Genomic DNA, 24322 nt, shown 5'->3' with positions numbered 1-24322 from the left:
GTGAGCCCGCGGGTCCTGCTCTTCACCGGCAAGGGCGGCGTCGGCAAGACGACCGCCGCGGCGGCGACCGCGACCCTCGCCGCGCGCCGGGGCCTGAAGACGCTGGTCGTCTCCACCGACACCGCCCACTCGCTGGCCGACGCGCTGGCCGCCGAGCCGGGGGAGATCGCCCCCGGCCTGCACCTGCACCAGGTCGACACGCAGCGGTCGATGGAGCGCCACTGGGGCGAGCTGCGCGACTACGCCCGCGGCCTGCTCGCCGAGCTGGGCCTGGACGAGGTCACCTCCGAGGAGATCACCGTCCTGCCCGGCGCCGAGGAGATCATCGCCCTGCTGGAGCTGCGTGAGCACGCCCGCGCCGGCACGTGGGACGTCATCGTGGTCGACTGCGCGCCCACGGCCGAGACGCTCCGGCTGCTGGCGCTGCCCGAGGCGCTCGACTGGCACATGAGCAGGCTCATGCCGGTCGGCCGCAGGATCATGCGGCTCGCGTCGCCGTTCGTGCGGAGCGTCGCCCGGGTGAGCGCGCCCGGCGAGGAGGTCATGAGCGCCGGCGAGCGGCTGCACCGCGGCCTGATGGAGGTGCGCGCGCTGCTCACCGGTGACCGGGCGTCCGTGCGGCTCGTGCTCACGCCCGAGTCCGTGGTGCTCGCCGAGGCCAGGCGTACGCTCACCTCGCTCAACCTGTACGGCTACCGGGTCGACGCGGTCGTCGCCAACCGGGTCTTCCCGCCCGGCGGCGCCGACGAGTGGCGCGCCCAGTGGGTGGCCGCCCAGTCCCGGCTGCTGACGGAGGCCGAGGAGTCGTTCGCGCCGCTGCCCGTGCACGTCGTCCCCTACCTGCCCGCCGAACCGGTCGGCGAGGCCGCGCTGGTCGCGGTCGGCGAGGAGCTGTACCGCGCGGCCGACCCGTTCGCGCCGCCGACGGTACGGCCGCCGCTGCGGCTGTCGGCCGACGAACTGGCCCTCGATCTGCCCGGCGCCGACCGGGCCGACGTCGATCTGGCCCGCAAGGGCGACGAGCTGATCGTCACCGCGGGGCCGTACCGCCGGATCCTGGCGCTGCCGGTGGCGCTGGCCCGCCGGCGGATCGGCGGGGCCGTGCTCCGTGACGGCGTGCTCCGGGTACGGTTCACCTCGGGGGACGAACCCGGCACGACGCCCAACCCGGACGACCGAGGCACGAGGTCGGCGGCGACGTGACCACAGCGGGCGTCCCAGAGGCAGGGAGGGCCACATGAGCGAGACCAACGACCGAGGACCCGCCGACCCGATCGGCACCGTCGCCGACGAGGCGCGCAAACTGTTCGACGCCATCCAGGGGCGTGCCACGCGCCACGTCGGCCGCACCGTGCTCAACTCCTTCACCGGCGGCGGTGGCGGCGGGCGCCGCGAGCGCGACGTGTGGGGCGAGGCGGTCGCCGAGCCCGAGGAGGAGTACATCTGCCGTGCCTGCCCGGTGTGCCGTGCCATCGCGGCGCAGCGCGAGCCGGGCAACGACGTGACCTCCCATCTGGTCGCGGCGGGCGGCGAGCTGTTCGCCGCGTTCCGCCAGACCCTCGACGTGCTGAGCAGGCCCGCGCCCCACGGGCCGCGCACCGCCGGCGGGCAGGGCGCCCGTGAGCAGGACGGTCGTGAGCAGGGCTCCCGTGAGCAGGGCGTCCGTGAGCAGGGCGCCCGTGAGCAGGACGGTCGTGAGCAGGGCTCCCGTGAGCAGGGCGTCCGTGAGCAGGGCGTTCGTGAGCAGGGCAGCGGGCACGGCGCCCCCCGCCGTGATGACGGCCCCGCGACCGGGCATGATCAGCACGGGCGCGACAGCGTGCAACACATCGACCTGGGATAGGGGACAAGGGCAATGCTCACGATCGGCGTGGACATCGGCGGCACCAAAGTCGGCGCGGGCGTGGTGGACGACGACGGCACCGTCGTCGCCCACCTGCTGAGGCCCACCCCGGCCGACCGGCCCGACCTGGTCGCCGAGACGGTCGCGGACGTGGTCCGCGAGCTCGCCGAGGGCAGGGAGATCGAGGCCGTCGGCGTCGGCGCGGCCGGGTTCGTCGACGAGACCCGTTCGATCGTGCGGTTCGCACCCAACCTCGCCTGGCGCGAGGAGCCCCTGCAGAAGAAGATCAGCGATCTGGTCGGCCTGCCCGTCGTCGTCGAGAACGACGCCAACGCCATGGCCTGGGGCGAGACCAGGTTCGGCGCCGGCCGTGGGCAGTCCCACGTCGTGTGCATCACGATCGGCACCGGCATCGGCGGCGGGCTCGTCTTCGACGGCCGGCTGTTCCGCGGCCACTGGGGGATGGGCGCCGAGCTCGGCCACATGCAGGTCGTGCCCGGCGGCCGGCTGTGCGGGTGCGGCCAGCACGGCTGCTGGGAGCAGTACGCCAGCGGCAACGCGCTCGTCCTCGAAGCCCGGGAGATCGCCGCGGCCCACCCCGAACGTGCCGAGATCCTGCTCGGCCTGGCCGGCGGCACCATCGAGGGCGAGGAGGTCACCGAGGCGGCGCGGCGCGGCGACCAGGCCGCCCTGCAGGCGTTCGACACCCTCGCCGACTGGCTCGGCCAGGGCCTGGCCGACCTGGCCGCGATCCTCGACCCGGGGTGCTTCATCCTCGGCGGCGGCGTGTCCCGGGCCGCCGACCTCTTCGTCGACCGGGTCCGTGAGACGTTCGAGCAGCGGCTGACCGGCCGGGGGCACCGGCCCGTGGCCGAGATCCGGCTGGCCGAGCTGGGCGCCTCCGCCGGCGTCGTGGGCGCCGCCGACCTCGCCAGGCACCGCTGACGGGGACGGTCCGTCCGTGACGGTGCGGGTCGCCACCTACAACGTGCGGGGCATGAGGGACAGCGTGCCGGCGCTGGTGCGCGTCATCGCCGCGCTGCGCGCCGACGTGCTCTGCCTGCAGGAGGCGCCCGGCCCGCTCCACCCGCGGGGCGGGCGCACGGCGCTGGCCCGGGCGTGCGGGATGCGGGTCGCCGCCGCCTCGCCGCTGGCGGGGGTGGCCGTCCTCGCCGGGCCGCGCTGCCGGGTGCTGCACGCCGAGGGCCGCGTGCTGCGGTTCTTCGCCGGCCTGCAGGTGCGGGCCCTGGCGGTCGCCGTCGTGGAGGTGGACGGGACGCGGCTCGCCGTCGGGTCCGTCCACCTCGACCTGCACGGGGGTGCCCGGTTGCGGCACGCGGCCGAGATCATGTCCGTGATGCGGCGGGTGTCGGCTGACCACGGCGCGGCGGTGGTGCTCGGCGGCGACATCAACGAGCAGGCGCACCAGCCTGCCTGGCGCTACCTCGCCGCGCAGCTCGTCGACTGCCACCCCGCATCCGGGGCCGGCGACGGCTTCACGTTCAGCGCCCGACGGCCCCGGATGCGGATCGACGCGTTGTTCGTCGCGTCCGGCACGCGCGTTCTGTCGTGCGCCGGCGCGGGTGCCGGTGAGGGTGCCGGTGAGGGTGCCCGTGAGGGTGACGCGGCAGGTCGCGGCGGCGGGTCCGGCGCCGACCCGGCCGCCGCTTCCGACCACCTGCCGGTGGTCGCCGAGCTGGAGACCGGGGGCTGAGGTCGGGGAGACCGGACGTGACGCCGTAGCATTTGCTCATGACCCGTCGCTTTCAGCGGCGTGCGCTCTCCTTGATCCTGGCGACGTCCGTGGCCTGGTCGCAGGTCACGCCCGCCGCGCATGCCGAACCGCGCCCCGCCTCCGTGGAGGCGTGGGAGAAGTCGACGAGCGCGCGGCTCGTCGCCGACGGCTCGCTCTCCGACGTGCTCGCGCTCTCCGCGACCGACGTGTGGGCGGTGGGCCAGCAGCAGATCTGGGACGTGTGGAAGAACCGCGGCACGATCCGCCACTGGGACGGCACGCGCTGGGCCGAGGTCGCCATCCGCGACGCCACCGGCGCGGTCAACCTGCGTGGCGTGGCCGCCGCCTCCGCCTCCGAGGTGTGGGCCATCGGCGACGGCGTGGACGGCCTGCCCTACCTGGCCCGCGGCGACACCGGCGGGTTCTCCCGGGTGCGGGTGGACGGCCTGTGGGCGGGCGACTGGCTCGGCGGCGTCGACGCCCGTTCCGGCAGAGTGGTGGCCGTCGGCAGCGGCAAGAGCCGCGACCAGCGCAGCACCGAGATGGCCGGCCTCATCGTCACCGGCGAGGACGGCCGGTGGACGGTCCGCGAGACCGACTCGGCGGGCGCCCTCTACGCCGTGGACGGCGGGTTCGCCGTCGGCGACACCGGCACCCAGCCGCTGATCGTGCACGAGTCGGGCGGCACCTGGAAGGCCATGCCGGTGCCCGACATCCCCGGCGGCTATCTGCGTGACGTGCAGGCCGACAGCTCCAAGCGGGCCATGGCCGTCGGCGGCGTCTACCACGGGCCGGGCAACGTGGAGCCGCTCGTGCTGACCTGGAACGGCAAGCGCTGGAAGCGGGAGACGCTGCCCGCCACCGGCTCCCGCCTGTACGGGGTGACCGGCGACGGCAAGGGCCGCTACTGGGCCGCCGGCTACGACCCGGCGCAGCCCACGGAGCCGTTCATGCTGCGCCAGGAGAAGGGCGACTGGGAGATCATCCGGGGCGGCACGGTCCGTGGCCGCGACAGCGTGCGATTGCAGGCCGTCACCTACGTGACGGGCAAGGGCGCGGTGTGGGCCGTCGGGCACGCCGTCGACACCGCCGACCGCTACACCGACGTGGTCGAGTCCTTCGGGACGGGCAGCCCGCCGCCGAAGGACTCCTAGCGGCTCGGAGCGCGGCGCTGTCGTCGCGGCTCAGAGCACGGCGCCGTCGTCCCAGCCCGAGTCGCTCGGCGGGCCGTCGCCCATGCGCACCACCAGCGCCACGAAGCCGCCGATGAACGCCGCCACCGCGGTGAACAGCGCCCAGCCCTCCATCTGCCAGTCGGCCATCGCCGCCAGGAGAAGGTAGGCGGGGCCGCCGAACAGCGCCACCCACGCGACCTTGGTCACCAGGTCGAGCTTGGGCAGCGGGGGCGGGGGCGGGGGCTCGAAGTGGCCCTCGTCCTCGTCCTCGTCGTCGAGCTCCGCCTCGGACCGCTCGTCGTCGTCACGCTCCGCGTCGGCCGGCCTGACCACCCGCCGAGCCTGCTCGGCCGGTACGTTCTCGCTGTCCGGCCACGGCTGATCGGCCGAGTCGCGCTCGGCCGTGTCGTTGAAGGACGCGACGATCTGCCGCCAGACCTCGTCCTCGTCACTCTGGGGCGTCACCTAGATCGGCCTCTCCGCAGCGATCGCGACTTCCCCCTGGGTGCGATCAGTCCCTCTGCAAGGGTACCGAGGCATGTGTCCGGATGAAGTCGAGGCTTCCGGCAAAGATCCTGTCGGCATCGTTGTCCAGCGTCGCAACATGGTAGCTATCGGTAAGCTCCTCGATCGTGGCCTGCGGCACCCTCTGGCGAATGATCGCCACGCTTGTCGGTTTCACGACATGGTCGTCGGCGCTGTGGAAGACCAGCACCGGCTGCACCACCTTTGCCAAGTCGGCCTGCACCAGCGACCACAGCCCCGGCAGCGTGGCAGCGGCCTTCACCGGGGTGCGCCGGTAGGCCAGCTCGGCCACCCCGGGCTTCTTCACGTCGTTCGCCACCCCTGGCACCGACGGCACGAACCACTTGATCAGCGGCGCGAGCTTCAGCAGCGGCACGTCGTTCGCGATCGACGGGTTGACCAGCACCAGGCCCCTGATCGCGGCCCCGTGCACCTCGGCCAGCCGCAGCGCCAGGCAGCCGCCGAGCGACAGCCCCGCCACGAACACCTCGGCGCACCGGCCGCGGAGATCCTCGAACGCCTTCTCCAGCTCGGCGTACCAGTCCTCCCAGCGGGTGCGGTTCATCTCCTGCCACGTGGTGCCGTGACCCGGCTGCCGGGGCAGCGAGACGCTCAGCCCGTGGGCGGCGAGATGCTCGCCCCACGGGCGCAGCGACTGGGGCGTGCCGGTGAACCCGTGACACAGCAGCACGCCGATCTGGCCTGCTTCGTGGTGGTAGGGCTCCGCGCCTGGCATGAGCGGCATAACAGCGCCTCCTAGGAATTTCATCCCGGAATTGCCCGATCGTCGCACGATCAAAGGGCTTTGTGCGAGAGCTGGTGTAGGAGCATCGGGTCTGAGATGCGAAGATGACGTACGCTTGCCGACATAGGTCTGAGAAGAGGTGGCCGGGTGTTCTACTGGGTCGTCAAGGCCATCTTGGGGCCGTTCCTCCACATCATCTTCCGGCCGTGGGCCGAAGGCGTGGACAACGTGCCCAAGCAGGGTCCCGCGATCCTCGCCGGCAACCACCTGTCCTTCGCCGACCACTTCTTCGGGCCGCTGCACCTGCGCCGCAAGGTCATCTCCCTCGGCAAGTCCGACTACTTCACCGGCCGCGGGATCAAGGGCTTCTTCACGCGGCTGTTCTTCAGCGGCGTCGGCACCGTGCCGATCGACCGCTCCGGCGGCAAGGCCAGCGAGGCGGCCCTGCGCACCGGCCTGCGGATCCTGCGCGAGGGCCACGTGCTCGGCATCTACCCGGAGGGCACCCGCTCGCCCGACGGCCGCCTCTACAAGGGCAAGACCGGCGTCGCCCGGCTGGCGCTGGAGTCGCGCGTGCCCGTCATCCCGTGGGCGATGATCAACACGTTCGAGATGATGCCGCCCGGCCGTCCCGTGCCCAAGGTCGGGATCAGGCCGGGCATCCGGTTCGGCAAGCCGCTCGACTTCTCGCGCTACTACGGCATGGAGGACGACCGGCTCGTGCTGCGCGCCGTCACGGACGAGATCATGTACGCGCTGATGGAGCTGTCGGAGCAGGAGTACGTCGACAAGTACGCCACCAGCGCCAAGGTCGAGATGGAGCGCGCGGCCCGCGCCGCCAGGGGTTGACGCTGTGGCGGCCGGCGCCGCCAAGGGTTGACGCTGTGGCGGCCCGTCAGGCGCGCAGCGCCTCCTCGGTCCTGCGCATGGCGGCTGTCACGACCTCCAGCTCGTCCCGGGTCAGCCGGTCGATCAGGTAGCGGCGCACGACCTCCAGATGGCCCGGCGCGATCCGTTCCAGGCAGCGCATCCCTCCCTCGGTGAGGACCGCCAGTACGCCCCTGTCGTCCGACGGGCAGGTGGTGCGCTCCACCAGGCCGGCCTTCTCCAACTGGGTGATCTGGTACGTCAGTGCGCTCTTGGACGCCACCACGCCCCTGGCCAGCTCCGTCATGCGCATCTGCCGGCCGGGGGCGCCGGACAGCCGCACGAGGATCTCGTACTGCGCGTGGGTCAGGCCGGCGGCCGCCTTGAGCTGCTCCTCGATGCGTCGTTCGAGGAGGTGGGAGGTGGACAGGAAGGCGCGCCAGGCCGCCATCTCCGTCTTGTCGAGCCACCGCGTGTCCGTCACGGGGCTCAGTGTACTTGTTGTTCAGATTTGAACGGCCAGCTACAGTGAGGATCGTTAAAAACTGAACGACCCGCAGGAGGCTCCATGATCGTCCAGGCTCGCCCCGTCGCGCTGCTGATCGCCCGCGTGGCCATCGGCGTGATCTTCCTCGTGCACGGCTACCAGAAGTTCGCCACCATGGGCATCTCGGGCACGACCAAGTTCTTCGAGTCGGTCGGCATCCCCCTCGCCGGCGTGGCCGCCCCGGCCGTCGCGCTGCTCGAAGTCGTCGGCGGGCTGGCGCTGATCGTGGGCGCCGCGCTGCCGATCGTCGGCACGCTCCTGGCGCTCAACATGGTGGGCGCGATCGTCTTCGTGCACCTGGCCAACGGGTTCGCCGTGGACAAGGGCGGCTACGAGTTCGTGCTGGCGCTCGCCGCCGGCGCCCTGGCCGTGGGCTTCACCGGTGGCGGCGCCCTGTCCGTCGACGGCGCCTTGCAGCGCCGCAGGACCCCGACCAACGCGTCCGCCTGACGCCGCGTCCCGCCCGAGACGGCGGGACGACCAAGTCTCAGGCAGGCATGTCGATGGTCAGTCCGGCTGTCTGGGCGGCATCGGCCAGTCGTTTGTCGTACGTGACGAATGAAGTGAGCCGGGAACGGATGCGGAGGGCGGTTGCGAGGTGGATGGCGTCCAGGCTCCGTACGGTCACCGGTGTCACGGTCTGGGCCAGGATGCGAATGCCGGCGTCCAGTTCCACCAGCTCGATCAGGTCGAGGACCAGGTGCAGTCGGGCGACGGCTTCTGGGGCGTAGCGTGTGAGGACCCGTGCTGACTCGATCTCCAGCAGAACCGAACTCGTCCATCCGGTCTCCGCCCTTTCATCGAGCCAGCCGCGCAATGCCTGCGACTCGGCCTCGGCGTGGACGAGTTTCACAACGGCGGCCGAGTCGAGATAGATCATCAGCGCTCGTCCTCGCGGCTGCGGGCGATCTCCGCGGCGATGTCGATGCCGTCCGGTTCGCCGAGCGGCATGCGCAGGACAGCGCGCCGCATGGCGGCAGCGCGCTCCTTACGGAGGGCGGCTTCCAACACGGCTTGGCGGATGGCCGCCGAGCGTGAGCTGCCGTCCTGGGTGAGGACATCCAGTGCGTGCTCGGTCTCCGCGTCGCTGCGGATGGTGATGGTGTCAGCCATGCGGCCAATGTAAGACGTTTCGTCTTACATCGGCAAGCCGAGCCCGCCCTCACCCGGCCACCGGCGCGGCCGGGGACGGTGTCAGGCCAGGTGGGCGCGGATCTGCTTGATGTGCTCGGGAGTGGTGCGGCAGCAGCCGCCGATCAGGGAGGCGCCCGCCCGCTCCCACTCCTTGGCCGCCTGCCCGTACTCGGCCGGATCGGCCAGCCCCAGCCACCGGCGCCGCTCGGCGTCCCACGTCTCGCCCGAGTTGGGGTAGACGACCACGGGCAGCCCGCCCGACAGGACGCCGATCAGGGACGGGAGGTGGCGGGGCGCGGTGCAGTTGACCCCCACCGCCACCACCTGCGCGTCGCTGGCGAACAACGCGGCGGCCTCGCGGATCGGGGTGCCGTCGTTGAGCTGCTCCCCGTCGCGGCAGGAGAAGCTCACCCACGCCTTGACCGAAGGCGTCTCGCGCAGCAGCCGGGCCAGCGCCCGCGCCTCGGCATGGGAGGGGATGGTCTCGCAGGCCAGCAGGTCGGGCCCGGCGGAGGCGAGGATCTCCCAGCGGGGCCGGTGCCAGGCCAGCAGGCCCTCCTCGTCCAGGTCGTAGTCGCCGGTGTACTCGGCTCCGTTGGCCAGGTAGGCGCCGTACGGGCCGACCGAGGCGGCCACCAGCCCGCCCCCCGCCTCGTCCCGCGCCTGCCCGGCCAGCTCGACGGAGCGCCTGATGAGTCGTTCGGCCTGCGCCACGTCCAGCCCGTGCCGGACGAACCCGGGGATGGACGCCTGGTAACTCGCGGTCGTGGCCACCTGCGCCCCTGCCGCGAAGTAGTCGGCGTGGACGCGGCGGATCAGGTCGGGATCCTCCAGCAGGAGGCGGGCCGACCACAGGTCGTCGCTCAGGTCGGCGCCGAGCGCTTCGAGGTGTGTGGCCAGGCCGCCGTCCAGGACAAGAGTGCTCACCGCCCCAGACTATGGTCCCCACCGCACAGCTGGAGCCCGCCACGGCCACACCCGCCCAGGTCCCGTCCGCCCAGGTCCCGTCCAGCCCGGGTCCGCGCCCGCGGAGGGGCCCGTCCCCGCCGGAGGGCAGGGACGGGGACCGGGGCTCAGCCGCGCTTCCAGAAGGGACGGCGCTGCTCGGTGGCCGGTCCGCCGCCGGTCAGCGCGGTCAGGACCGCGACGGCCCGCTCGCGCAGCGCCTCCAGGTCCGTGCCCGGCCGCTCGGCCGCCTCCAGGTCGCGGGCCAGCTCGGCGAGCTCGGCGTGACCGCCCAGGTACGCCGACAGCGCCGCCAGCCGGGAGCCCAGGTCGGCGAGGTAGAGGGCGTCGGCCGTCCGCAACGCCCTGAGCCGGTCGAGCTCCGCCAGGAGCTGGGGTTTGACGGTGTCCAGGCCGTGCGGCGACCGGCGGGCGGGAGCCGGCGCGGGCCTGCCGAACGTCCGCCCCCGCCGCGTCCAGCCCTCCGCGCCGCCGGCGTCCGCGGCACCGCCAGGGCCCGCTGCCCCGGCGTCCCCGGAACCACCTGAACCGCCTGCACCGCCGAAGCCGCCGGGCGTGCCCACGGGGCCGCCCGCGAAGGGAGCGTCGTCCAGGGTGGACTCGAACGCGGGCGCGGCCGAGGCGCGGAACGCGCGCGGCGCCGACATCACCGCCGCCTGCGCCATGAAGCCCGGCATCGCCGGCGACTGCGACGGCGTCTCCCACCCGCTCGGCGGCTCGACCGGCTGGATGACCCGGTGCTCCGGCCCGCCCTCGGCCACCTTGCCGGTGTCCACCGCCACGTACGCCGTGAACCGGCACAGCACCCCGTACTCCAGCGAGACGCGGACGATCTCCGCCTCCAGCTCCCGCTCGCCCATCGCGTAACGGTCCTCCAGCTCGCGCAGGTGCGCGCGCGCCCATACGGCGCGCAGCGCCGGACTGTCCACGACCGTCCCGGCCACCTGCCGCTCCCAGGGGGCCCCCGCCGCCAGGCCGCGCACCGTGACCGCCGCGGCGCCCCTCGCTCCGTCACCCTCGCCGTCCCGGCGGCGGCCGTACACCCGCAGCGGCACCCCCGGGAAGATCGAACCCAGGTGGGTGAGCGTGCCCGGCTCCACGTCGAGGCCCTTGAGCGACAGGTCCGTGACCACAGGCGCGCCGATGCGGCGGTGGATCTGGTCCATGGCGGCGTCGAGCCGGTCCTCCGACTCCACCAGCTCGCACCGCCCGGCGCCCAGACCGGCCAGTCGCCCGAGGAACCCGGCGTTCACCGCCCGGTCGATGCCGACCGCGTGCACCCGCATGGCCGACAGCGCGCCGCCGGCCTGTTCCAGGATCTGGTCCTCGTTGCCCACCTGGCCGTCGGTGACGAGCACCACGACCCGCTCGCGGCCGTCCGTCCGCCCGCCGCCGAGCAGGGACACCGCCTGGCGCAGCGGCTCCAGCAGCTCCGTGCCGCCGCGGGAGTCCACCCGGGCCAGGTGCTCGACCGCCCGGTAGCGGTTGCGGTCGGACGCCGCCACCAGCCCCTCGAACGCCTGCTCCACCACCGAGTCGAAGGTCAGCACCGCGAACCTGTCGTCGGCGGTGAGCGTGTCGACGATCCGGGCGGCGGCACGGCGCGCGGCGACCATCTTCCAGCCGCCCATGCTGCCCGACCGGTCCAGCAGGAGCACCAGGTCGCGTGGCGTGCGCGTCTCGTCCACCGGAGGCGGCATGACGGTCAGCGCAAACGTGCCCGTCCCGTCGAGCTGCAACGCCGTGGAGGCCTCGAACGCCAGCCTCAGGACGAAGTCGCGGTCGAGCCGCTCGCCGGGGCGCAGCCGTACGGTGTCGCCGTCCTCCTCGACCACGTGCAGGCTGGACGACAGCTCCCGCAGGTCCAGCCCGGCCGCGTCGATGCGCACCGACAGCGACAGGCGCACCGGGTCGGGGAAGCCGGGCAGCAGGACCGGCGGCGTGATCCGCGACGCGTCGGGCACGGCGTCGGTGTCGGGGGCGGTGCCGTCGCCCGCCGGCGGCCCGTCGAGGGGGACCCCCGGCACGTAGCGGGGGGCGACGACCAGCGGGAAGCGGAACGTCGCCGCGCCGTCCTCGTACGGCAGCGGCTGGCTCAGCGTCAGCCGGACCGTGACGTGCTCGCCGGGCAGGATGTTGCCCACCCTGATCGTGAACACGTCGGGCCGGTCCTCCTCGGCGATCGCCGCCCGCCGGCCCTCGCGCAGCGCCCGGTCGTAGTCGGCCCTGGCCTGGCCGCGCTCCTTCAGCACGCCCTCGATGACCCGGCCGTCCGCCTCCATCCGGAACGCCGTGACCGCCGCCCGGTCGGGCAGCGGGAAGACGTACGTGGCCTCCAGCGTGACGTCGAACGGGTTGCGGAAGCCCTGCGTGACCTCCACCCCGGCGACGAGCCCGCTGATGGAGGCGGCGACGTCGACGCTTTCGAGCGGCAGGTTGCCCCGCTCGGTCCGCAGCGCGCCGAACCCGGCGTCGGGAACCGGCGCGCACCGGGCCGGCTCGAGCGAAGTGATCCTCATGCGAGTTTCCTCTCTTCGAGCACCGCCAGCAGCGGCGCCGCCGCGGCCAGCACCGCATGGACGTCGTCCGGGGTGGGGGAGCGGCCCGCCCGGTCGAGCACGAGCGTCACGCCGGGCGCGATCCGCACGCCCGCGACGAGCCCGGGCGACCCGTCGCCGACGGGCCCGGGCGACCCGTCGTCCCCGGCGCCGTCCGCCGCTGGGACGGCGCCGTCGGGCCGGGCGTCGCCTGGCTCGGGGTGCAGCGGGGCGCGTGCCCAGAAACGGGCCAGTCCCCGCGCCGGCTCCCCGTCCTGCTCCACCAGTCCCGGACCGCCCGGCCCGGCACCGGTCGCGTCACCGGTCGCGTCACCGGTCGCGTCACCGGTCGCGTCACCGGTCGCGTCACCGGTCGCGTCGCCGCTCGCGGCAGCGGACTCGGCGTAGGTCTCCAGCATCGCGTCCGTGGCGCCGGCGAGGGCGGCCTGGATGTCCGCGATCGAGTGGCCCGCCGCCTGCAGCCGCTTGACCGCCACGAGCTGGAGCAGGTGCCGCCTGCCGTACCGGGCGATCCTGCCGCGCCTGGACAGCGGGGGGTCGACGAGACCGATCGTGGTGTACCACCGGATCAGCCGCTCGCCCGGCACCTCGCGCACCCGGCCGTTGCCGCGCTGGGCTTCGGCGCGCAGCAGGGCGGCCGCGCGCTCCGCCAGCTCGCCGATGGTCCAGGTCTCGCTCATACCCTCACAATGACACTGTCATCTTTGCAGTGTCAACTGAGGATTAAAGCGCACGATTTCGCTCATAAGAGATGAGATGCCGTACAACGGGGAGGAAACACCATGGCTACGATCACCGGTCCGCTCTCGGGCGACGCGAAGAACACGGTCGCCGAGGCCCTGCAGGGCGCCCTGGTCGATCTCATCGATCTGTCGCTGGTCGCGAAGCAGATGCACTGGAACATCGTCGGCCACAACTTCCGGCCGATCCACCTCCAGCTGGACGAGCTCGTCGCGCTCGCCCGGGAGCACGCCGACACCATCGCCGAACGGGCGGCCGCGCTCGGCATCAACCCCGACGGCCGTTCGGCCACGCTGGGCCGCTCCACCAAGATCTCCCAGCCGGAGAGCGGGTGGATCGAGGACGGCAAGGTCGTCGCGACGATGACCGACATCCTGGAGGGCGTCGGCCGGCGGATGCGCGAACGGATCGAGGCCACGGATGAACCGGACAAGTCCACGCAGGACCTGTTCATCCGGATCGCCCAGGACATCGACAAGGAGCGCTGGATGTTCCAGGCCCAGCGCTGAGCCCGCCCGAGCCCGGGAGCCCGCGACGGCCCCGGGCTCTCGCGTGCCCGGGCCCGGAGAGGAGTGCCCGGCCGGCCGGGGGGAAATGGCGCGTGATGGGGGATCACGGGGGACTGGTGGGCCCGGGTTCGCGCGGTGTTCTCCCTATCCGGTCCCTCCTATTCACGTCGGTGCTGTCGACTAGCGTGGCACCAGAGGGAGGCGCCTGACATGTCCCACAAGACTCTCCTCCGCGCGGGCCCGCTGCGGCAGCAGACGGTGGGTCCGTACGGCCCGCTCCAGCCCGCCGGCCTCGCCGGGCCGGCCCTGCCCGAGGGATTCACCGGCCGGGTGGTGGCGCGCTCGGGCCACAGAGTGGCGGGGCTGACCTGGCACGCCGCGCCCGACGGGGGCGCCTGCTTCCCCGACGGGGCGGGCTGGATCTACGTCTCCAACTCCGAACTGCCGCTGCTCGGCGGCGCGTCCGCGATCCGGTTCGGCGCCGACGGGTCCGTGGCCGACGCCTACCGCATCCTGTCCGGCACCGACCTCAACCGTGCGGGCGGGGCGACGCCGTGGCACACCTGGCTGTCATGCGAGCTGGGGCATCGCGGGGTCGTCTTTGAGTGCGACCCGTACGGGCAGCGGGCCGCCCGGCCCCGGCTGGCCATGGGCCGCTTCCGGCACGAGGCGGCCGCCTGCGACCCCGACCGGCAGGTGGTCTACCTGACCGAGGGCGAGCCCGACGGCTGCTTCTACCGCTTCAGGCCCGGTGACTGGGGCGACCTGACCGAGGGCGTCCTGGAGGTGCTGTGCGAGTCCGGCGGCTGGCGCCCGGTGCCCTCGCCCGCCGCGCTGTCGCACCCCACCCGCCACCAGGTCGAGGACGCCCGCCATTTCGACGGCGGCGAGGGCTGCCACTACGCCGGCGGCGTCTGCTACTTCACCACCAAGGGCGACGGCGGCCTGTGGGCCTACGACGCTCAGACCTCCGCCGTCGAGCGGGTCTGCGACGGGGTGCGCGCGGTCACCGCGAGCCCGTCCGGTGACCTGTACGTGGCCAGGGACGCGATGCGGATCGACGTCATCACGCCCGATCGTGTGATCGCGCCCTTCCTGGCCCTCGGCGGCCACGACGGGTCGGCGCTGAAGGGTCCGGCGTTCTCGCCCGACGGAGGCCGGCTCTACTTCTCCTCGCAGCTCGGCACGGCCGGCGACCCCTCCGACGGCCACACCTTCGAGATCACCGGCCCCTTCCGCCCATGAGCCGCCCCCGACCCCGCTGATCCCCCGAGTCCGCTGAGGCGTGCCGCCGCGCGGTGTCACAGGTCGAGCGTCCACATCTCGTCGACCAGTTCGATGCCGTTCTCCGTCCCCTGCTCGCCGGACTCCAGCACGAACCCGGCGGCCGCGTAGATGCGCCGGGCGCTCACCAGGCAGTCGCGGGTCCACAGCGTGATCCGCTGGTGTCCGGCGTCCTTCGCGTGCCGCACGCACTCCTCGACGAGCCGCCGTCCCAGACCCAGTCCTCGGGCGGACGGCTCGACCAGCAGCAGCCGCAGTTTCGCCGTGACGCCGTCGCCGTGTTCGCAGAAGACGCTGCCGACCCGTTCGCCGCCCGCCTCGGCGATCCAGCCCCGGTCGCGCGACAGGTCCAGCCCGCCGACGATCCTGGACACGAGTTGCTCGAACTCCGTGCCCCAGCCGTAGTCGCGGTGATAGAGCTCGGCATGCCGGTAGGCGACCCAGGACAGGTCGCCGGTGCGCGGCGCCCTGATCATGTACGGCTCCGGCCGTCCGGGCTCGCCCAAGGCCTGCCTGACGGCGGCCATGCCGGCCACCAGCCGCTCCTGCGCGGTCTCGCCCAGCCCGGCGAGCAGCCGCTCCACCTGCTCGGCCGAGCGGGCGTCCAGCGCGCGGAACACGGTCAGGCCCGCCTCGCTCAGCCGTATCACCTGCTTGCGCGCGTCGGCGGCCGAGCGCTCGCGGACGATGAGGCCGTCCGCCTCGAACCGGGTGAGGATCCTGCTCAGGTAGCCCGCGTCCACGTCGAGCAGGCCGCGCAGCGCGCCCGTCTCCATCGGCTCGGCCTGCGCCAGCTCGAACAGCGCCCGCGCCTCGGTCAGCGAGTAGGGCGAGTCGTGCATGCCTGCCTGGAGAACCCCGATGACCTTCGTATAGAACCGGTTGAACGCTCTGATCTCAGAGACCCTTGCTTTGGTCAACGAATTCATTGCTCAAGTCAACCATGAGAGGACCATGCTGTGAACCTCTACGTCGGCGGGTACGGCCCGGGCATCGTCACGCCCGGCGGCGAGCTGACCCGTCTCGCCTCCCCGTCGTTCCTGGCCGCCCACCCCACGCTCCCGGTGCTGTACGCCGTGGGGGAACTGGCCCGCGGCTGGCTCACGGCGCTGTCCGCGGCCGACGACGGCCTGCGGCCGCTGGCCGAGCGGCCCAGCGAAGGCCACAGCCCCTGCCATGTCGCCGTGCATCCCTCGGGAGAACTGCTCGCCGTGGCCAACTACGGCGACGGCACGGCGAGCATCCACCGCCTCGACCCGCGGGGCGCCTTCGCCGGCGAGCCGATCGTCCTGCGCCACGAGGGGACGGGGCCGGTCGCCGACCGCCAGGAGTGCTCGCACGCCCACCAGGCCGTCTTCCACGAGGACGTGCTGCACGTCACCGACCTCGGCACCGACGAGATCCGCCGCTACGCGCTCGACGGCACGCCGCTCGAACCGATCACGCTCCCGCCGGGCACCGGGCCGCGCCACATGGTCATCGACGGCTCGCGGCTGTACGTGGTGGGCGAACTGGACGGTGCCGTACACGTCCTGGAGGGCGACGGCCGCACCGCCTCGGCCCCCGCGTCGCGGGCCGAGGGGCCCAACCAGCCCTCCCACCTCGACCTGGCCGGTGGCCTGCTGTACGTCGGCAACCGGGGGCCCGACACCGTCTCGGTGCTGCGGGCCGACGACCTCACGCACGTGGCCGAGGTGTCCTCGGGCGGCCGGTGGCCGCGCCACTTCGCGATCGGCGGCCAACGCATGTACGTGGCCAACCAGCACTCGGGGACGGTCGCGGTGTTCGCGCTGGAGGGCGGGGTCCCGGCGCCGACCGGGCAGGCGTACGAGGTGGAGAGCCCGGCCTGCGTCCTCCTCCGCTGAGACCGGTGGGGGGCAGGGCTCCAGCCCGGTAAGGGCGGGTAAGAAGGGCGTCAGATGTCGGCCAAGCCCGCATGCCAGGCAGGCGGAGTGGTCTTCGATGGGCCCGTGCGCAAGCCCATCGCCGCCCTTGCCCTGCTCGCCCTCGGCTGCGGCGCCGCCGCACCCCATGCCGCCGCCGCCCCTGGAACGGCCGCAGCACCCCGAGCCGCCGCCTCCGCAACGGCAAGCCCCGCGGCCGCGGGCCCCGCAGTGGCAGGCCCCGCGGCCGCGGGCCCCGTCACGGCGGCTGAGGCTCGTACGGACGGGGAACGGGACCGGGCGTCGTGGCGCATCGCCCGCCAGGGCGCCGAGCGCGAGATCGAAGGCTATGCCGACCGGGTCAGCGTGCTGCCGGGGGAACGGTTCCGGCTGCTGGTCTCCACGACCGCGCCCGCGTTCACCGCACGCGCGTTCCGCATGGGCGCGCGGGCGACGCAGGTGTGGCGCTCCGGCCCGCTGGACGGTGTGCGGCAGCCGCCCGCGCTGATGGTCGAGGACATGGTGACCGCGGCCCACTGGAAGCCCTCGGTCACGGTGGACACCACCGGCTGGCCGGAGGGCGCCTACCTGGTGCGGCTGGACGCCTCGACGGGAGCACAGCGGTACGTGCCCGTCACCGTCCGCTCGGCCTCGACCCGGGGCCGGGTGGTGCTGGTCAACGCCGTCACCACCTGGCAGGCGTACAACGGGTGGGGCGGGCGGAGCCTCTACGAGGGACCCGGCGGGTTCGCCGGCCGATCACGGAAGGTCACCTTCGACCGGCCGTACGACGGGACCGGCGCCCGGCACTTCCTGGCCTTCGAGCGCGACGCCATCGCGGTGGCCGAGCGCAGCGGCGTGCCGCTGGCGTACCTGACGAGCCTCGACCTGCGGCCCGGCGCCCTGGACGGAGCCCGCGCCGTCGTGTCGCTGGGACACGACGAGTACTACTCGCCCGGCATGCGCGCGGCGCTCACCCGCGCGCGCGACCGGGGGGTGAACCTGGCCTTCCTCGGGGCCGGCGCCGTGTTCTGGCGGATCGCCCTGCACGGCCGGATGATCATGTGTGACAAGGAGAGCGAGTGCCTGCCCTGGCAGGTGTCGGAGCCGGACAACGCGCTGGTCGGGCAGGGATTCGACTGCTATCCGGCCGAGGCCGCCTACGTCGTGAGCAGGCCCGGCCACTGGATCTTCAAGGGCACGCGGGGCAGACGCTTCCCGGGGCTGGCGGGCGTCGAGACCGACCGGGTGTCGCCGCGGTCGCCGGCGGGCGTCCAGGTGCTGGCCCGCTCGCCGGTGGACTGCGGGGGCCGGGCGACCGAGGGCACCACCACGTACTACACCGCGCCCGGCGGGGCGGGGGTGTTCGCCGCGGGGACGACGCGCTGGGTGTGCGGGATGCGCGGCCGGCGGTGCGGCCACGGCGTGACCGGAGCCGCCGCCGCCTTCACCCGCCGGGCCACCCGCAACCTGCTGACCCGCTTCGCCCGAGGCCCCGCCGCGGATCCCGCCGCCCACCCCGCCGCCCACCCCGCCGCGGATCCTGCCGCCCGCGCTGCCGCCCGTCCCGGCCGGTAGGGACGGGCACCCCGCGGGCTGCGACGGGACGCGGGGAGCGCGGCGTCGGGCGGGCGACAGCGGAGGGTGGCGATTCGACTGCCGTGCGGGTTTGCGATCGCTACGCTCACCTTTTGGTCTAGACCACTCGCCTTTCGGGCGGGCACAATGCGATTCTGGTCCTGAAGCTCATCGGGAGGAACCCGTCATGCGTATTGGAGTGCTGACCGGGGGCGGCGACTGCCCCGGTCTCAACGCCGTGATCAGGGCTGTCGTACGGAAGGGAGTCGGCGTCTACGGCCACGAGTTCGTCGGTTTCCGCGACGGCTGGCGTGGACCGCTCGAAGGCGACACCATGCCGCTGGACATCCAGGCCGTGCGGGGCATCCTCCCGCGCGGAGGGACCATCCTCGGTTCGTCGCGCACCAACCCCATGAAGATCGACGGTGGCGTCGACAGGATCAAGGAGAACCTCGCCGCCACCGGCGTCGACGCCCTGATCGCCATCGGCGGCGAGGACACCCTGGGCGTCGCCAAGCAGCTCTACGACCGCGGCGTCCACGTGGTGGGCGTGCCCAAGACCATCGACAACGACCTGTCCGGCACCGACTACACCTTCGGCTTCGACACGGCCGTCAACATCGCCGTGGAGGCCATCGACCGGCTCCACACCACCGCCGAGTCCCACCACCGGGCGCTGATCTGCGAGGTCATGGGCCGGCACGCGGGATGGATCGCGCTGCACGCCGGCATGGCGGGCGGGGCCAACGTCATCCTCATCCCGGAGAAGCCGTTCGACATCGACCGCGTCTGCGAGTACGTCGAGTCGCGCTTCCGCACCCGCTACTCGCCGATCATCGTGGTCGCCGAAGGCGCCCATCCCATCGAGGGCCAGATGGCGCTCCAGGCGGGCGAGCTCGACGCGTTCGGCCACGTACGGCTCGGCGGCATCGGCGAGGTGCTGGCCAAGGAGATCGAGAAGCGTACCGGCAAGGAGGCCCGCACCACCGTGCTCGGCCACATCCAGCGCGGTGGCACGCCGACCGCCTACGACCGGGTGCTGGCCACCAGGTTCGGCCTGCAGGCGATCGACGCCGCGCACGAGGGCGACTTCGGCACGATGGTGGCGCTGCGCGGCACCGACATCGTCCGGGTCGGCCTCGACGAGGCGACCGCTGAGCTCAAGACCGTGCCCGCCTCCCGCTACGCCGAAGCCGAGGTCTTCTTCGGCTGAGTGAAAGCGGCCTGCAAGCGGCGGGCCGTACGTTCTGTCCTGCGGGGTCACCGCTACGACCTCGTCCGACGGGTACGGCCCGCGCGCGCAGAGTCGGCGGCCCACCAGGCGCCGCGAGCCGCACCCGGGACTTGGTCCGAGCAGCGCGGGGCGTGCCGGAGAACCCCATCTCCGACACGCCCCGCGTCGCGTTCCGGCGCGGCTATCGGCCGCGCCGTGACCTGCCGCCACGTGACCGGCCCGGCTCCCTGTCCTGCGCCGCCTCCGGCGGGTAGGGCGGCTGCCCGCCGGGCGCGCCCGGGTACGGTGCCTGACCGCCTGTGGGCTGCACGTCAGGGACCGGAGCGGCGAAGAGCGGCTGGCCGCCCCGGCGCTCCGCGGGCGCGGCGAACGACGACTGCGCCACCGGCGTCGCGGTGATCGGCGCAGAGGCCAGGCGTCGCTGCTCCAGCCGGGCCGCCAACTCGGCGTCCTCGTGCAGTTCCTCCTCCGACGGCGACAGGATGACCATGAGCAGCATGGTGAGCGTGATCAGGCTGATCACGGTCATCAGCGGCACCAGGAAGTCGAGGGCGTCGGCGCCCTCCACGACCCCCGCCTCGTGGTCGACCGTGACCTCCATCGCGAGCATGCCCGTGTAGTGCATGCCGGAGACGGCCACGCCCATGACGAGGGCGGCGAGGGTGATCCAGATCGGGCGCTTGACCCGCAGGGTGAACCAGAGCGCGGTCGTGGCGGCGATCACCGCGATCGCCACCGAGGCGGCCACGGTAGCGCGGTCGTAGGAGACGTGGGCGGACATGTTCATGGCGTACATGCCGAGGTAGTGCATGCTCGCCACGCCGAGGCCGGTGAGCAGGCCGCCGCCGAGCAGGGCGAGCACGCGGCCGCCGCCGTACGAGACGAGGAACAGGCCGGTGCCGACCACCACGATCGCGACCACGGCCGACACGGCCGTCAGCGGCACGTCGTAGCGGATCTGGGTGCCGTCGACCTGGAAGCCCATCATGGCGATGAAGTGCATGACCCAGATACCGGTGCCGCCGATGGAGATGGCCGCGCCGAGCAGCCATCGCACCCGCGCGCCGCCCCGGGAGGCGTGAGCCTGAGCGGTCAGCCGCAGTCCGAGCATCGACCCTATGCACGACATCACGTACGCCAGCAGCGGCGTGATGAAGCCATGGGCGAAATGGGTAACAGCGGAGGACATGATTCAAGTTCCTTGCATTAGGGGTCTCCGGATTGTCGCAGTTGCCCTGTCCCATTTGCATGGATAACTGGACTATCTGTCAATCGGGCGTGTCGGAAACATGAGAGCTGCTCAGGGCTGCCGGTTGACTGCCCGGCGCGGACTAAACTCGATGGGTCGCGGCGTTGGTCACAGCGCCGTCCCGTCTTCCCTCGGAGGTTCCGCCATGACGATGTCCGCCCTGGGCGAGCCATGCGTTCTGCTCAAGCTGGGCGAGATCGTCCTCAAGGGCAAGAACCGTGAACTGTTCGAGCGTCGCCTCATCGCCAACATCCGGGCCGCACTCAAGGAGCTCGACCTCAAGATCGACGTGCGCCGCCGGCACGGCGTCATCGCGGTCTTCCTGCCCATGGGCGCCACCGCCGAGCAGGCCCAGACCGTAGCCGAGCGGGTGGCCGACGTGCCCGGCCTGGTGTGGATCCACCCCGCCTGGCGCGTCGCCAAGGACCCCGACACGGTGCTCAAGGCCGGGCTGGAGCTGCTGCGCGACCGCGAGGAGGTCAAGCGGGGCGCGCCGTTCGCGGTCCGCTCCCGCCGCCGCGACAAGCGCTTCCCGCTGCGCTCCAACGAGCTCGACCGGCTGGTCGGCGGCGCGATCAACGACGAGTACGGCCTGCCCGTCAACCTGCGCAAGCCCGAGTTGACCCTGTTCATCGAGGTCGACCGCGACGAGGTGTTCGTCTTCACCGGCGGCCTGCCCGGGCAGGGCGGCCTCCCGGTCGGCAGCAGCGGCCGGGCGCTGGTCCTCATGTCGGGCGGCATCGACTCGCCCGTTGCGGCCTACCGCATGATGCGGCGCGGCCTGCGCGTCGACTTCCTGCACTTCTCGGGCATCCCGTTCACCACGTCCGAGTCCATCTACAAGGCATACGCGCTGGTCCGGAAGCTCGACCGGTTCCAGGGCGGGTCGCGGCTGTGGGTGGTGCCGTTCGGCAAGGCCCAGCAGTCGATCCGCACGTCGGGAGAGGACCGCCTGGCCGTCATCGCGCAGCGGCGGCTCATGCTCAAGACGGCCGAGGAAGTCGCCCACCGCATCCGCGCCGCCGCGCTGGTCACCGGCGACGCGCTCGGCCAGGTCTCCTCCCAGACCCTGGCGAACATCACCGCTCAGGACCACGCGGTGGACCTGCCCATCCTGCGCCCGCTGGTGGGCTGGGACAAGACGGAGATCATGGCCGAGGCGCGCCGCATCGGCACGCTGGAGATCTCCGAGCTGCCCGACGAGGACTGCTGCAGCCTGCTGGCCCCCAAGCGCGCCGAGACCCGCGCCAAGATCGAGGACCTGAAGCAGATCGAGAAGCGGCTGGACGCCGAGGAGCTCGCCGTCCAGCTCGCCGACTCGATCCAGGAATACACCCTGGAGTCGTGATCGTGACCGGCTGCCGCACGGCGGGGGTCTGAGTCGGTGACCGCCGACGGAGGCCGGCCCCGCGATCCCCGGCCCGACGAGATCCCGTCCGACGATGGCCGGGCCGGTGTGCCCGTGGCGAGCACGTCCGTCATCGCGCTGGCGCTGGCCCGGCGGGTCGAGGCCGAGCTCAACGCCGCCCTGGCCCCCCTCGACCTGACGGTGCGCAGGCTGGGACTGCTCGGCCACATCGCCGGCGTGCCGGGGGTGTCGTTCAGCGACCTGGCGAGGATGTCCGGCACCACCGTGCAGACCGCGCACGCCGCGGTGAAGGCGCTGGTCGCGGCCGGGCTGGTGCGTGACCACACCGCCCGGGCCGGGTCCGCCTCGACGATCGAGCTGACCCCGGAGGGCGCCCGCCTGCTCCAGGCGGCGCGGCGGGCGGTGGCCGAGGTGGACGACCGGATGTTCGGCCCGGGCGCGGAGCCGGCCCAGCGGCAGATCGGCGACGCCGTCCGCGCCGCGTTCAGCGGCGACCTCGCGCCCTGAGCCCCCTGGCGGTCCGGGTCACGGTTCACACCACGGTTTCGGTCACGGTTGTGGTCACGGTTGTGGTCACGGTCCGGGCCGAGGTTCAGGTCACTTCGGCCGGAACAGCGCGGCGGCGATGCTCCCCCCGGGCTTGACGCCCGGCGGGACGGCGAAGACCGCGCTGCCCGTGTGCCGGACGAAGGCGTTCATCCGGTCGGCGGCGGCCAGCTTGCGCTGTGCGCGGACGAACTCGCCGGGATCGCGCAGGTAGGCGCAGAACAGCACGCCGCTGTCGTAGCTGTCGTGCCCGCTGCCGGAGTGGTCGTGCGTGTGACCGTCGTCATGGTGGGCGTCGTCATGGTCGGCGTTGTCATGGTCGGCGTCGTCATGGTCGGCGTCGCCGTGCGCGTGCTTCCCGGCGTCCGGGATCGGTTCGGTGATCGCCTGCACGGCGTAGTCGTAGTTGTACGACCGGCGCAGCATCGGGATGCCGTGCACCAGGGCCACGTGGGAGTCGGGTGGGATGAGGCGCTCACCGTCCGCTCCGGTCCTGGTGAGGTCGGGGGCGGTGAACTCGTGCCCGCCGCTCAGCGGCGCGCCGTCGGTCCGGCGGCGGCCCATGGTCAGATCCTGCTCGCGCGCCGTCGTGGTGTCCCATTTCGGCAGGTCCATCCGGATCTTGCGGAAGACGAGGTAGGTGCCTCCGGCGAACCAGTCCGGCTCGTCGGGGCCGGCCCAGACTCCCTTGTCGAACGATGCGGTGCCGGGCCGGGGATTGGCGGTGCCGTCCCTGTGCCCGAACAGGTTGCGCGGGGTGGCGTCGCCGAACAACCCCAGGAACCCCTGCTGGCTCCAGCGCAGCCGGGCCAGCCCGGGGGCGCGGCTCCGCACGGCGCGGAAGGCGCGGCTGATCACCTGCGCGTCGTCGCCGCAGATCTGGACGAGCAGTTCGCCGCCGGACCAGGCGCGCTGGAGCCGGTCGGTGCCGAACCGGGGCAGCGGGGCGAGCCGGTGGGGCCGCCGTTCGCGCTGCCCGATCCGCTCGAACAGCTCGGGCCCGAGGCCGAACGTCACCGTGAGCCGGGCCGGGTCGAGACCGTCGGCGATGCCGGAGTCGCCCGGCACCCCGGGGCGGACGATCGGGTTCGGGCCGGGCGGCAGGCCGCGCGTCAGGCGCTCGGCGACGGCCGTCCACCGCTCCATGAGGTGCTGGAAGTTGGCGGCGACGTGGGCGGTGGTCAGGCGCTTGCGGCTCCGGGGATCCACGCGTTCCAGATCGAAGGCCGCGAAGAACCCGTACTGCTGCTGGCGTGTGGCGATGCCCGCCTGGTGCGGCCCGTGGAACGGCTCCGTGCCTCTCGGCGCCGCGGCGTGGGTGAGCTGGACGGCGGGCTCCGTCCCGCGGTCGCCCGCCCCCGAGGCGGCGACCGCGCCGCCCACGCCCGCGGTCGCGGCGATCGAGGTGATCAGGGAACGGCGGGAGAAGCGGGTCGGCTGATCCGGCATGGGTCACGCCTCCCCGGTCTCGGCGAGTGGCTGGTCGTGGAGCCGCCGCAGCGCGAGCAGGCCCCCGATCCCCGGGATGAGGGCGCGCCGGCGGACGGCCGCGGGGAAGGGGCTCGTCAGGGTGGTCAGGATGACGATGAGGTACGCGGTGCCGTGCGTCGGGCCGAGCAGTGACGTGACCGGCTTCAGGTGCACGGTGACCAGGTTGGTCAGCAGGATCGCCAGCGAGGCGGCCTCCACCGCCGCTGCGATGCGCAGCGTCAGCGGGCCTTTCACGCTCCCTCCCCGGGAGGGCGGCGGACCGGCGACGTCAGGGCTTCCATTCGGGCCTCCTCAAACCTTCAGGACAACTGAAGCCTAGCAGTCGACCTTCAGGCCCCCTGAA

At 73.0% G+C, this 24322-nt stretch carries 26 protein-coding genes; 14 read left to right on the top strand and 12 right to left on the bottom strand.

Features of this window, described 5'->3' with window-relative positions:
• The 5 genes from ACGF0J_RS25215 to ACGF0J_RS25195 are packed head-to-tail and all read left to right on the top strand — an operon-like array spanning nucleotide 1 to nucleotide 4732.
• Complete coding sequence (locus ACGF0J_RS25215; RefSeq protein ID WP_393149427.1) at nucleotides 1-1203, top strand: ArsA family ATPase; 1203 nt, start codon at nucleotides 1-3, stop codon at nucleotides 1201-1203.
• 34 nt (nucleotides 1204-1237) lie between these two features.
• Nucleotides 1238-1843, top strand: a complete 606-nt coding sequence (locus tag ACGF0J_RS25210; protein WP_393149426.1) for a hypothetical protein — start codon at nucleotides 1238-1240, stop codon at nucleotides 1841-1843.
• Nucleotides 1844-1855: 12 nt separating this feature from the next.
• Nucleotides 1856-2788, top strand: a complete 933-nt coding sequence (locus ACGF0J_RS25205) for an ROK family glucokinase (RefSeq protein ID WP_393149425.1) — start codon at nucleotides 1856-1858, stop codon at nucleotides 2786-2788.
• Nucleotides 2789-2804: 16 nt separating this feature from the next.
• The gene (locus ACGF0J_RS25200; protein ID WP_393149424.1) at nucleotides 2805-3557 is read left to right on the top strand and encodes an endonuclease/exonuclease/phosphatase family protein; all 753 of its coding nucleotides are present in this window, start codon (nucleotides 2805-2807) and stop codon (nucleotides 3555-3557) included.
• Nucleotides 3558-3595: 38 nt separating this feature from the next.
• Nucleotides 3596-4732, top strand: a complete 1137-nt coding sequence (locus ACGF0J_RS25195) for a hypothetical protein (protein ID WP_393149423.1) — start codon at nucleotides 3596-3598, stop codon at nucleotides 4730-4732.
• 30 nt (nucleotides 4733-4762) lie between these two features.
• On the opposite strand, the gene ACGF0J_RS25190 is transcribed toward ACGF0J_RS25195, so the two are convergent.
• On the bottom strand, nucleotides 4763-5218 hold the full coding sequence (locus ACGF0J_RS25190; RefSeq protein WP_393149422.1) for a hypothetical protein: 456 nt from the start codon (nucleotides 5216-5218) through the stop codon (nucleotides 4763-4765).
• A gap of 46 nt (nucleotides 5219-5264) precedes the next feature.
• The gene (locus tag ACGF0J_RS25185) at nucleotides 5265-6023 is read right to left on the bottom strand and encodes an alpha/beta hydrolase (protein WP_393149421.1); all 759 of its coding nucleotides are present in this window, start codon (nucleotides 6021-6023) and stop codon (nucleotides 5265-5267) included.
• A 147-nt stretch (nucleotides 6024-6170) separates the two neighbouring features.
• Between ACGF0J_RS25185 and ACGF0J_RS25180 the strand changes: the two genes are divergently transcribed.
• The gene (locus ACGF0J_RS25180; RefSeq protein ID WP_393149420.1) at nucleotides 6171-6872 is read left to right on the top strand and encodes a lysophospholipid acyltransferase family protein; all 702 of its coding nucleotides are present in this window, start codon (nucleotides 6171-6173) and stop codon (nucleotides 6870-6872) included.
• 46 nt (nucleotides 6873-6918) lie between these two features.
• Here ACGF0J_RS25180 and ACGF0J_RS25175 read toward each other — a convergent pair whose 3' ends face one another.
• Nucleotides 6919-7374, bottom strand: a complete 456-nt coding sequence (locus tag ACGF0J_RS25175; protein WP_393149419.1) for a MarR family winged helix-turn-helix transcriptional regulator — start codon at nucleotides 7372-7374, stop codon at nucleotides 6919-6921.
• 84 nt (nucleotides 7375-7458) lie between these two features.
• Between ACGF0J_RS25175 and ACGF0J_RS25170 the strand changes: the two genes are divergently transcribed.
• Nucleotides 7459-7887 (top strand): DoxX family protein, encoded by a 429-nt coding sequence (locus ACGF0J_RS25170; protein ID WP_393149418.1) that lies wholly within the window; start codon nucleotides 7459-7461, stop codon nucleotides 7885-7887.
• 37 nt (nucleotides 7888-7924) lie between these two features.
• Here the strand turns inward: ACGF0J_RS25170 and ACGF0J_RS25165 are convergent, their stop codons facing one another.
• The 5 genes from ACGF0J_RS25165 to ACGF0J_RS25145 all read right to left on the bottom strand — a co-directional run bounded on the left by ACGF0J_RS25165 (nucleotide 7925) and on the right by ACGF0J_RS25145 (nucleotide 12775).
• Nucleotides 7925-8317 (bottom strand): type II toxin-antitoxin system VapC family toxin, encoded by a 393-nt coding sequence (locus tag ACGF0J_RS25165; protein WP_393149417.1) that lies wholly within the window; start codon nucleotides 8315-8317, stop codon nucleotides 7925-7927.
• Nucleotides 8317-8550: a hypothetical protein gene (locus ACGF0J_RS25160; protein ID WP_393149416.1), complete on the bottom strand. Its 234-nt coding sequence runs from the start codon at nucleotides 8548-8550 to the stop codon at nucleotides 8317-8319. Before ACGF0J_RS25160 ends, ACGF0J_RS25165 begins: the two co-directional genes overlap by 1 nt.
• 81 nt (nucleotides 8551-8631) lie before the next feature.
• Entirely contained in the window at nucleotides 8632-9498 is an 867-nt protein-coding gene (gene mmuM, locus ACGF0J_RS25155) for a homocysteine S-methyltransferase (protein WP_393149415.1), read from the bottom strand.
• Between the two features lie 146 nt (nucleotides 9499-9644).
• Entirely contained in the window at nucleotides 9645-12056 is a 2412-nt protein-coding gene (locus ACGF0J_RS25150; protein ID WP_393149414.1) for a VIT domain-containing protein, read from the bottom strand.
• Nucleotides 12053-12775, bottom strand: coding sequence for a helix-turn-helix domain-containing protein (locus ACGF0J_RS25145; protein WP_393149413.1), 723 nt, complete (start codon nucleotides 12773-12775; stop codon nucleotides 12053-12055). Before ACGF0J_RS25145 ends, ACGF0J_RS25150 begins: the two co-directional genes overlap by 4 nt.
• A 102-nt stretch (nucleotides 12776-12877) precedes the next feature.
• Here ACGF0J_RS25145 and ACGF0J_RS25140 point away from each other — a divergent pair, with 102 nt between their 5' ends.
• The gene (locus ACGF0J_RS25140) at nucleotides 12878-13345 is read left to right on the top strand and encodes a Dps family protein (protein ID WP_393149412.1); all 468 of its coding nucleotides are present in this window, start codon (nucleotides 12878-12880) and stop codon (nucleotides 13343-13345) included.
• 210 nt (nucleotides 13346-13555) lie between these two features.
• The gene (locus ACGF0J_RS25135; RefSeq protein ID WP_393149411.1) at nucleotides 13556-14590 is read left to right on the top strand and encodes an alkaline phosphatase PhoX; all 1035 of its coding nucleotides are present in this window, start codon (nucleotides 13556-13558) and stop codon (nucleotides 14588-14590) included.
• 56 nt (nucleotides 14591-14646) lie between these two features.
• On the opposite strand, the gene ACGF0J_RS25130 is transcribed toward ACGF0J_RS25135, so the two are convergent.
• Nucleotides 14647-15471, bottom strand: coding sequence for a GNAT family N-acetyltransferase (locus tag ACGF0J_RS25130; protein WP_393149410.1), 825 nt, complete (start codon nucleotides 15469-15471; stop codon nucleotides 14647-14649).
• A gap of 117 nt (nucleotides 15472-15588) precedes the next feature.
• Between ACGF0J_RS25130 and ACGF0J_RS25125 the strand changes: the two genes are divergently transcribed.
• From ACGF0J_RS25125 to ACGF0J_RS25115, 3 genes are all read left to right on the top strand, one after another.
• Nucleotides 15589-16494 carry a lactonase family protein gene (locus ACGF0J_RS25125; RefSeq protein WP_393149409.1) on the top strand — a complete coding sequence of 302 codons (906 nt, stop codon included), beginning with the start codon at nucleotides 15589-15591 and terminating at the stop codon, nucleotides 16492-16494.
• A 105-nt stretch (nucleotides 16495-16599) separates the two neighbouring features.
• The gene (locus ACGF0J_RS25120) at nucleotides 16600-18090 is read left to right on the top strand and encodes a N,N-dimethylformamidase beta subunit family domain-containing protein (protein ID WP_393149408.1); all 1491 of its coding nucleotides are present in this window, start codon (nucleotides 16600-16602) and stop codon (nucleotides 18088-18090) included.
• A 187-nt stretch (nucleotides 18091-18277) separates the two neighbouring features.
• The gene (locus ACGF0J_RS25115) at nucleotides 18278-19303 is read left to right on the top strand and encodes a 6-phosphofructokinase (RefSeq protein ID WP_393149407.1); all 1026 of its coding nucleotides are present in this window, start codon (nucleotides 18278-18280) and stop codon (nucleotides 19301-19303) included.
• A 202-nt stretch (nucleotides 19304-19505) separates the two neighbouring features.
• Here the strand turns inward: ACGF0J_RS25115 and ACGF0J_RS25110 are convergent, their stop codons facing one another.
• Nucleotides 19506-20513 (bottom strand): MHYT domain-containing protein, encoded by a 1008-nt coding sequence (locus ACGF0J_RS25110; RefSeq protein WP_393149406.1) that lies wholly within the window; start codon nucleotides 20511-20513, stop codon nucleotides 19506-19508.
• 205 nt (nucleotides 20514-20718) lie between these two features.
• Here ACGF0J_RS25110 and thiI point away from each other — a divergent pair, with 205 nt between their 5' ends.
• Together thiI and ACGF0J_RS25100 are read left to right on the top strand one after the other, a co-directional pair.
• The gene (gene thiI / locus ACGF0J_RS25105; RefSeq protein ID WP_393149405.1) at nucleotides 20719-21921 is read left to right on the top strand and encodes a tRNA uracil 4-sulfurtransferase ThiI; all 1203 of its coding nucleotides are present in this window, start codon (nucleotides 20719-20721) and stop codon (nucleotides 21919-21921) included.
• A gap of 81 nt (nucleotides 21922-22002) precedes the next feature.
• The gene (locus tag ACGF0J_RS25100; protein WP_393149546.1) at nucleotides 22003-22449 is read left to right on the top strand and encodes a MarR family winged helix-turn-helix transcriptional regulator; all 447 of its coding nucleotides are present in this window, start codon (nucleotides 22003-22005) and stop codon (nucleotides 22447-22449) included.
• A gap of 90 nt (nucleotides 22450-22539) precedes the next feature.
• On the opposite strand, the gene ACGF0J_RS25095 is transcribed toward ACGF0J_RS25100, so the two are convergent.
• On the bottom strand, nucleotides 22540-23937 hold the full coding sequence (locus ACGF0J_RS25095) for a Dyp-type peroxidase (protein ID WP_393149404.1): 1398 nt from the start codon (nucleotides 23935-23937) through the stop codon (nucleotides 22540-22542).
• A gap of 3 nt (nucleotides 23938-23940) precedes the next feature.
• A complete protein-coding gene (locus ACGF0J_RS25090) occupies nucleotides 23941-24213 on the bottom strand; it encodes a hypothetical protein (protein ID WP_393149403.1) in 273 nt (90 codons plus the stop codon).
• Between the last annotated feature and the right edge of the window lie 109 nt (nucleotides 24214-24322).

This window comes from Nonomuraea sp. NPDC047897, assembly GCF_043204415.1.
GTDB lineage: Bacteria > Actinomycetota > Actinomycetes > Streptosporangiales > Streptosporangiaceae > Nonomuraea.
Note: the sequence above shows the minus strand (reverse complement) of the source record. Positions and strands in the feature narration are given on the sequence as shown.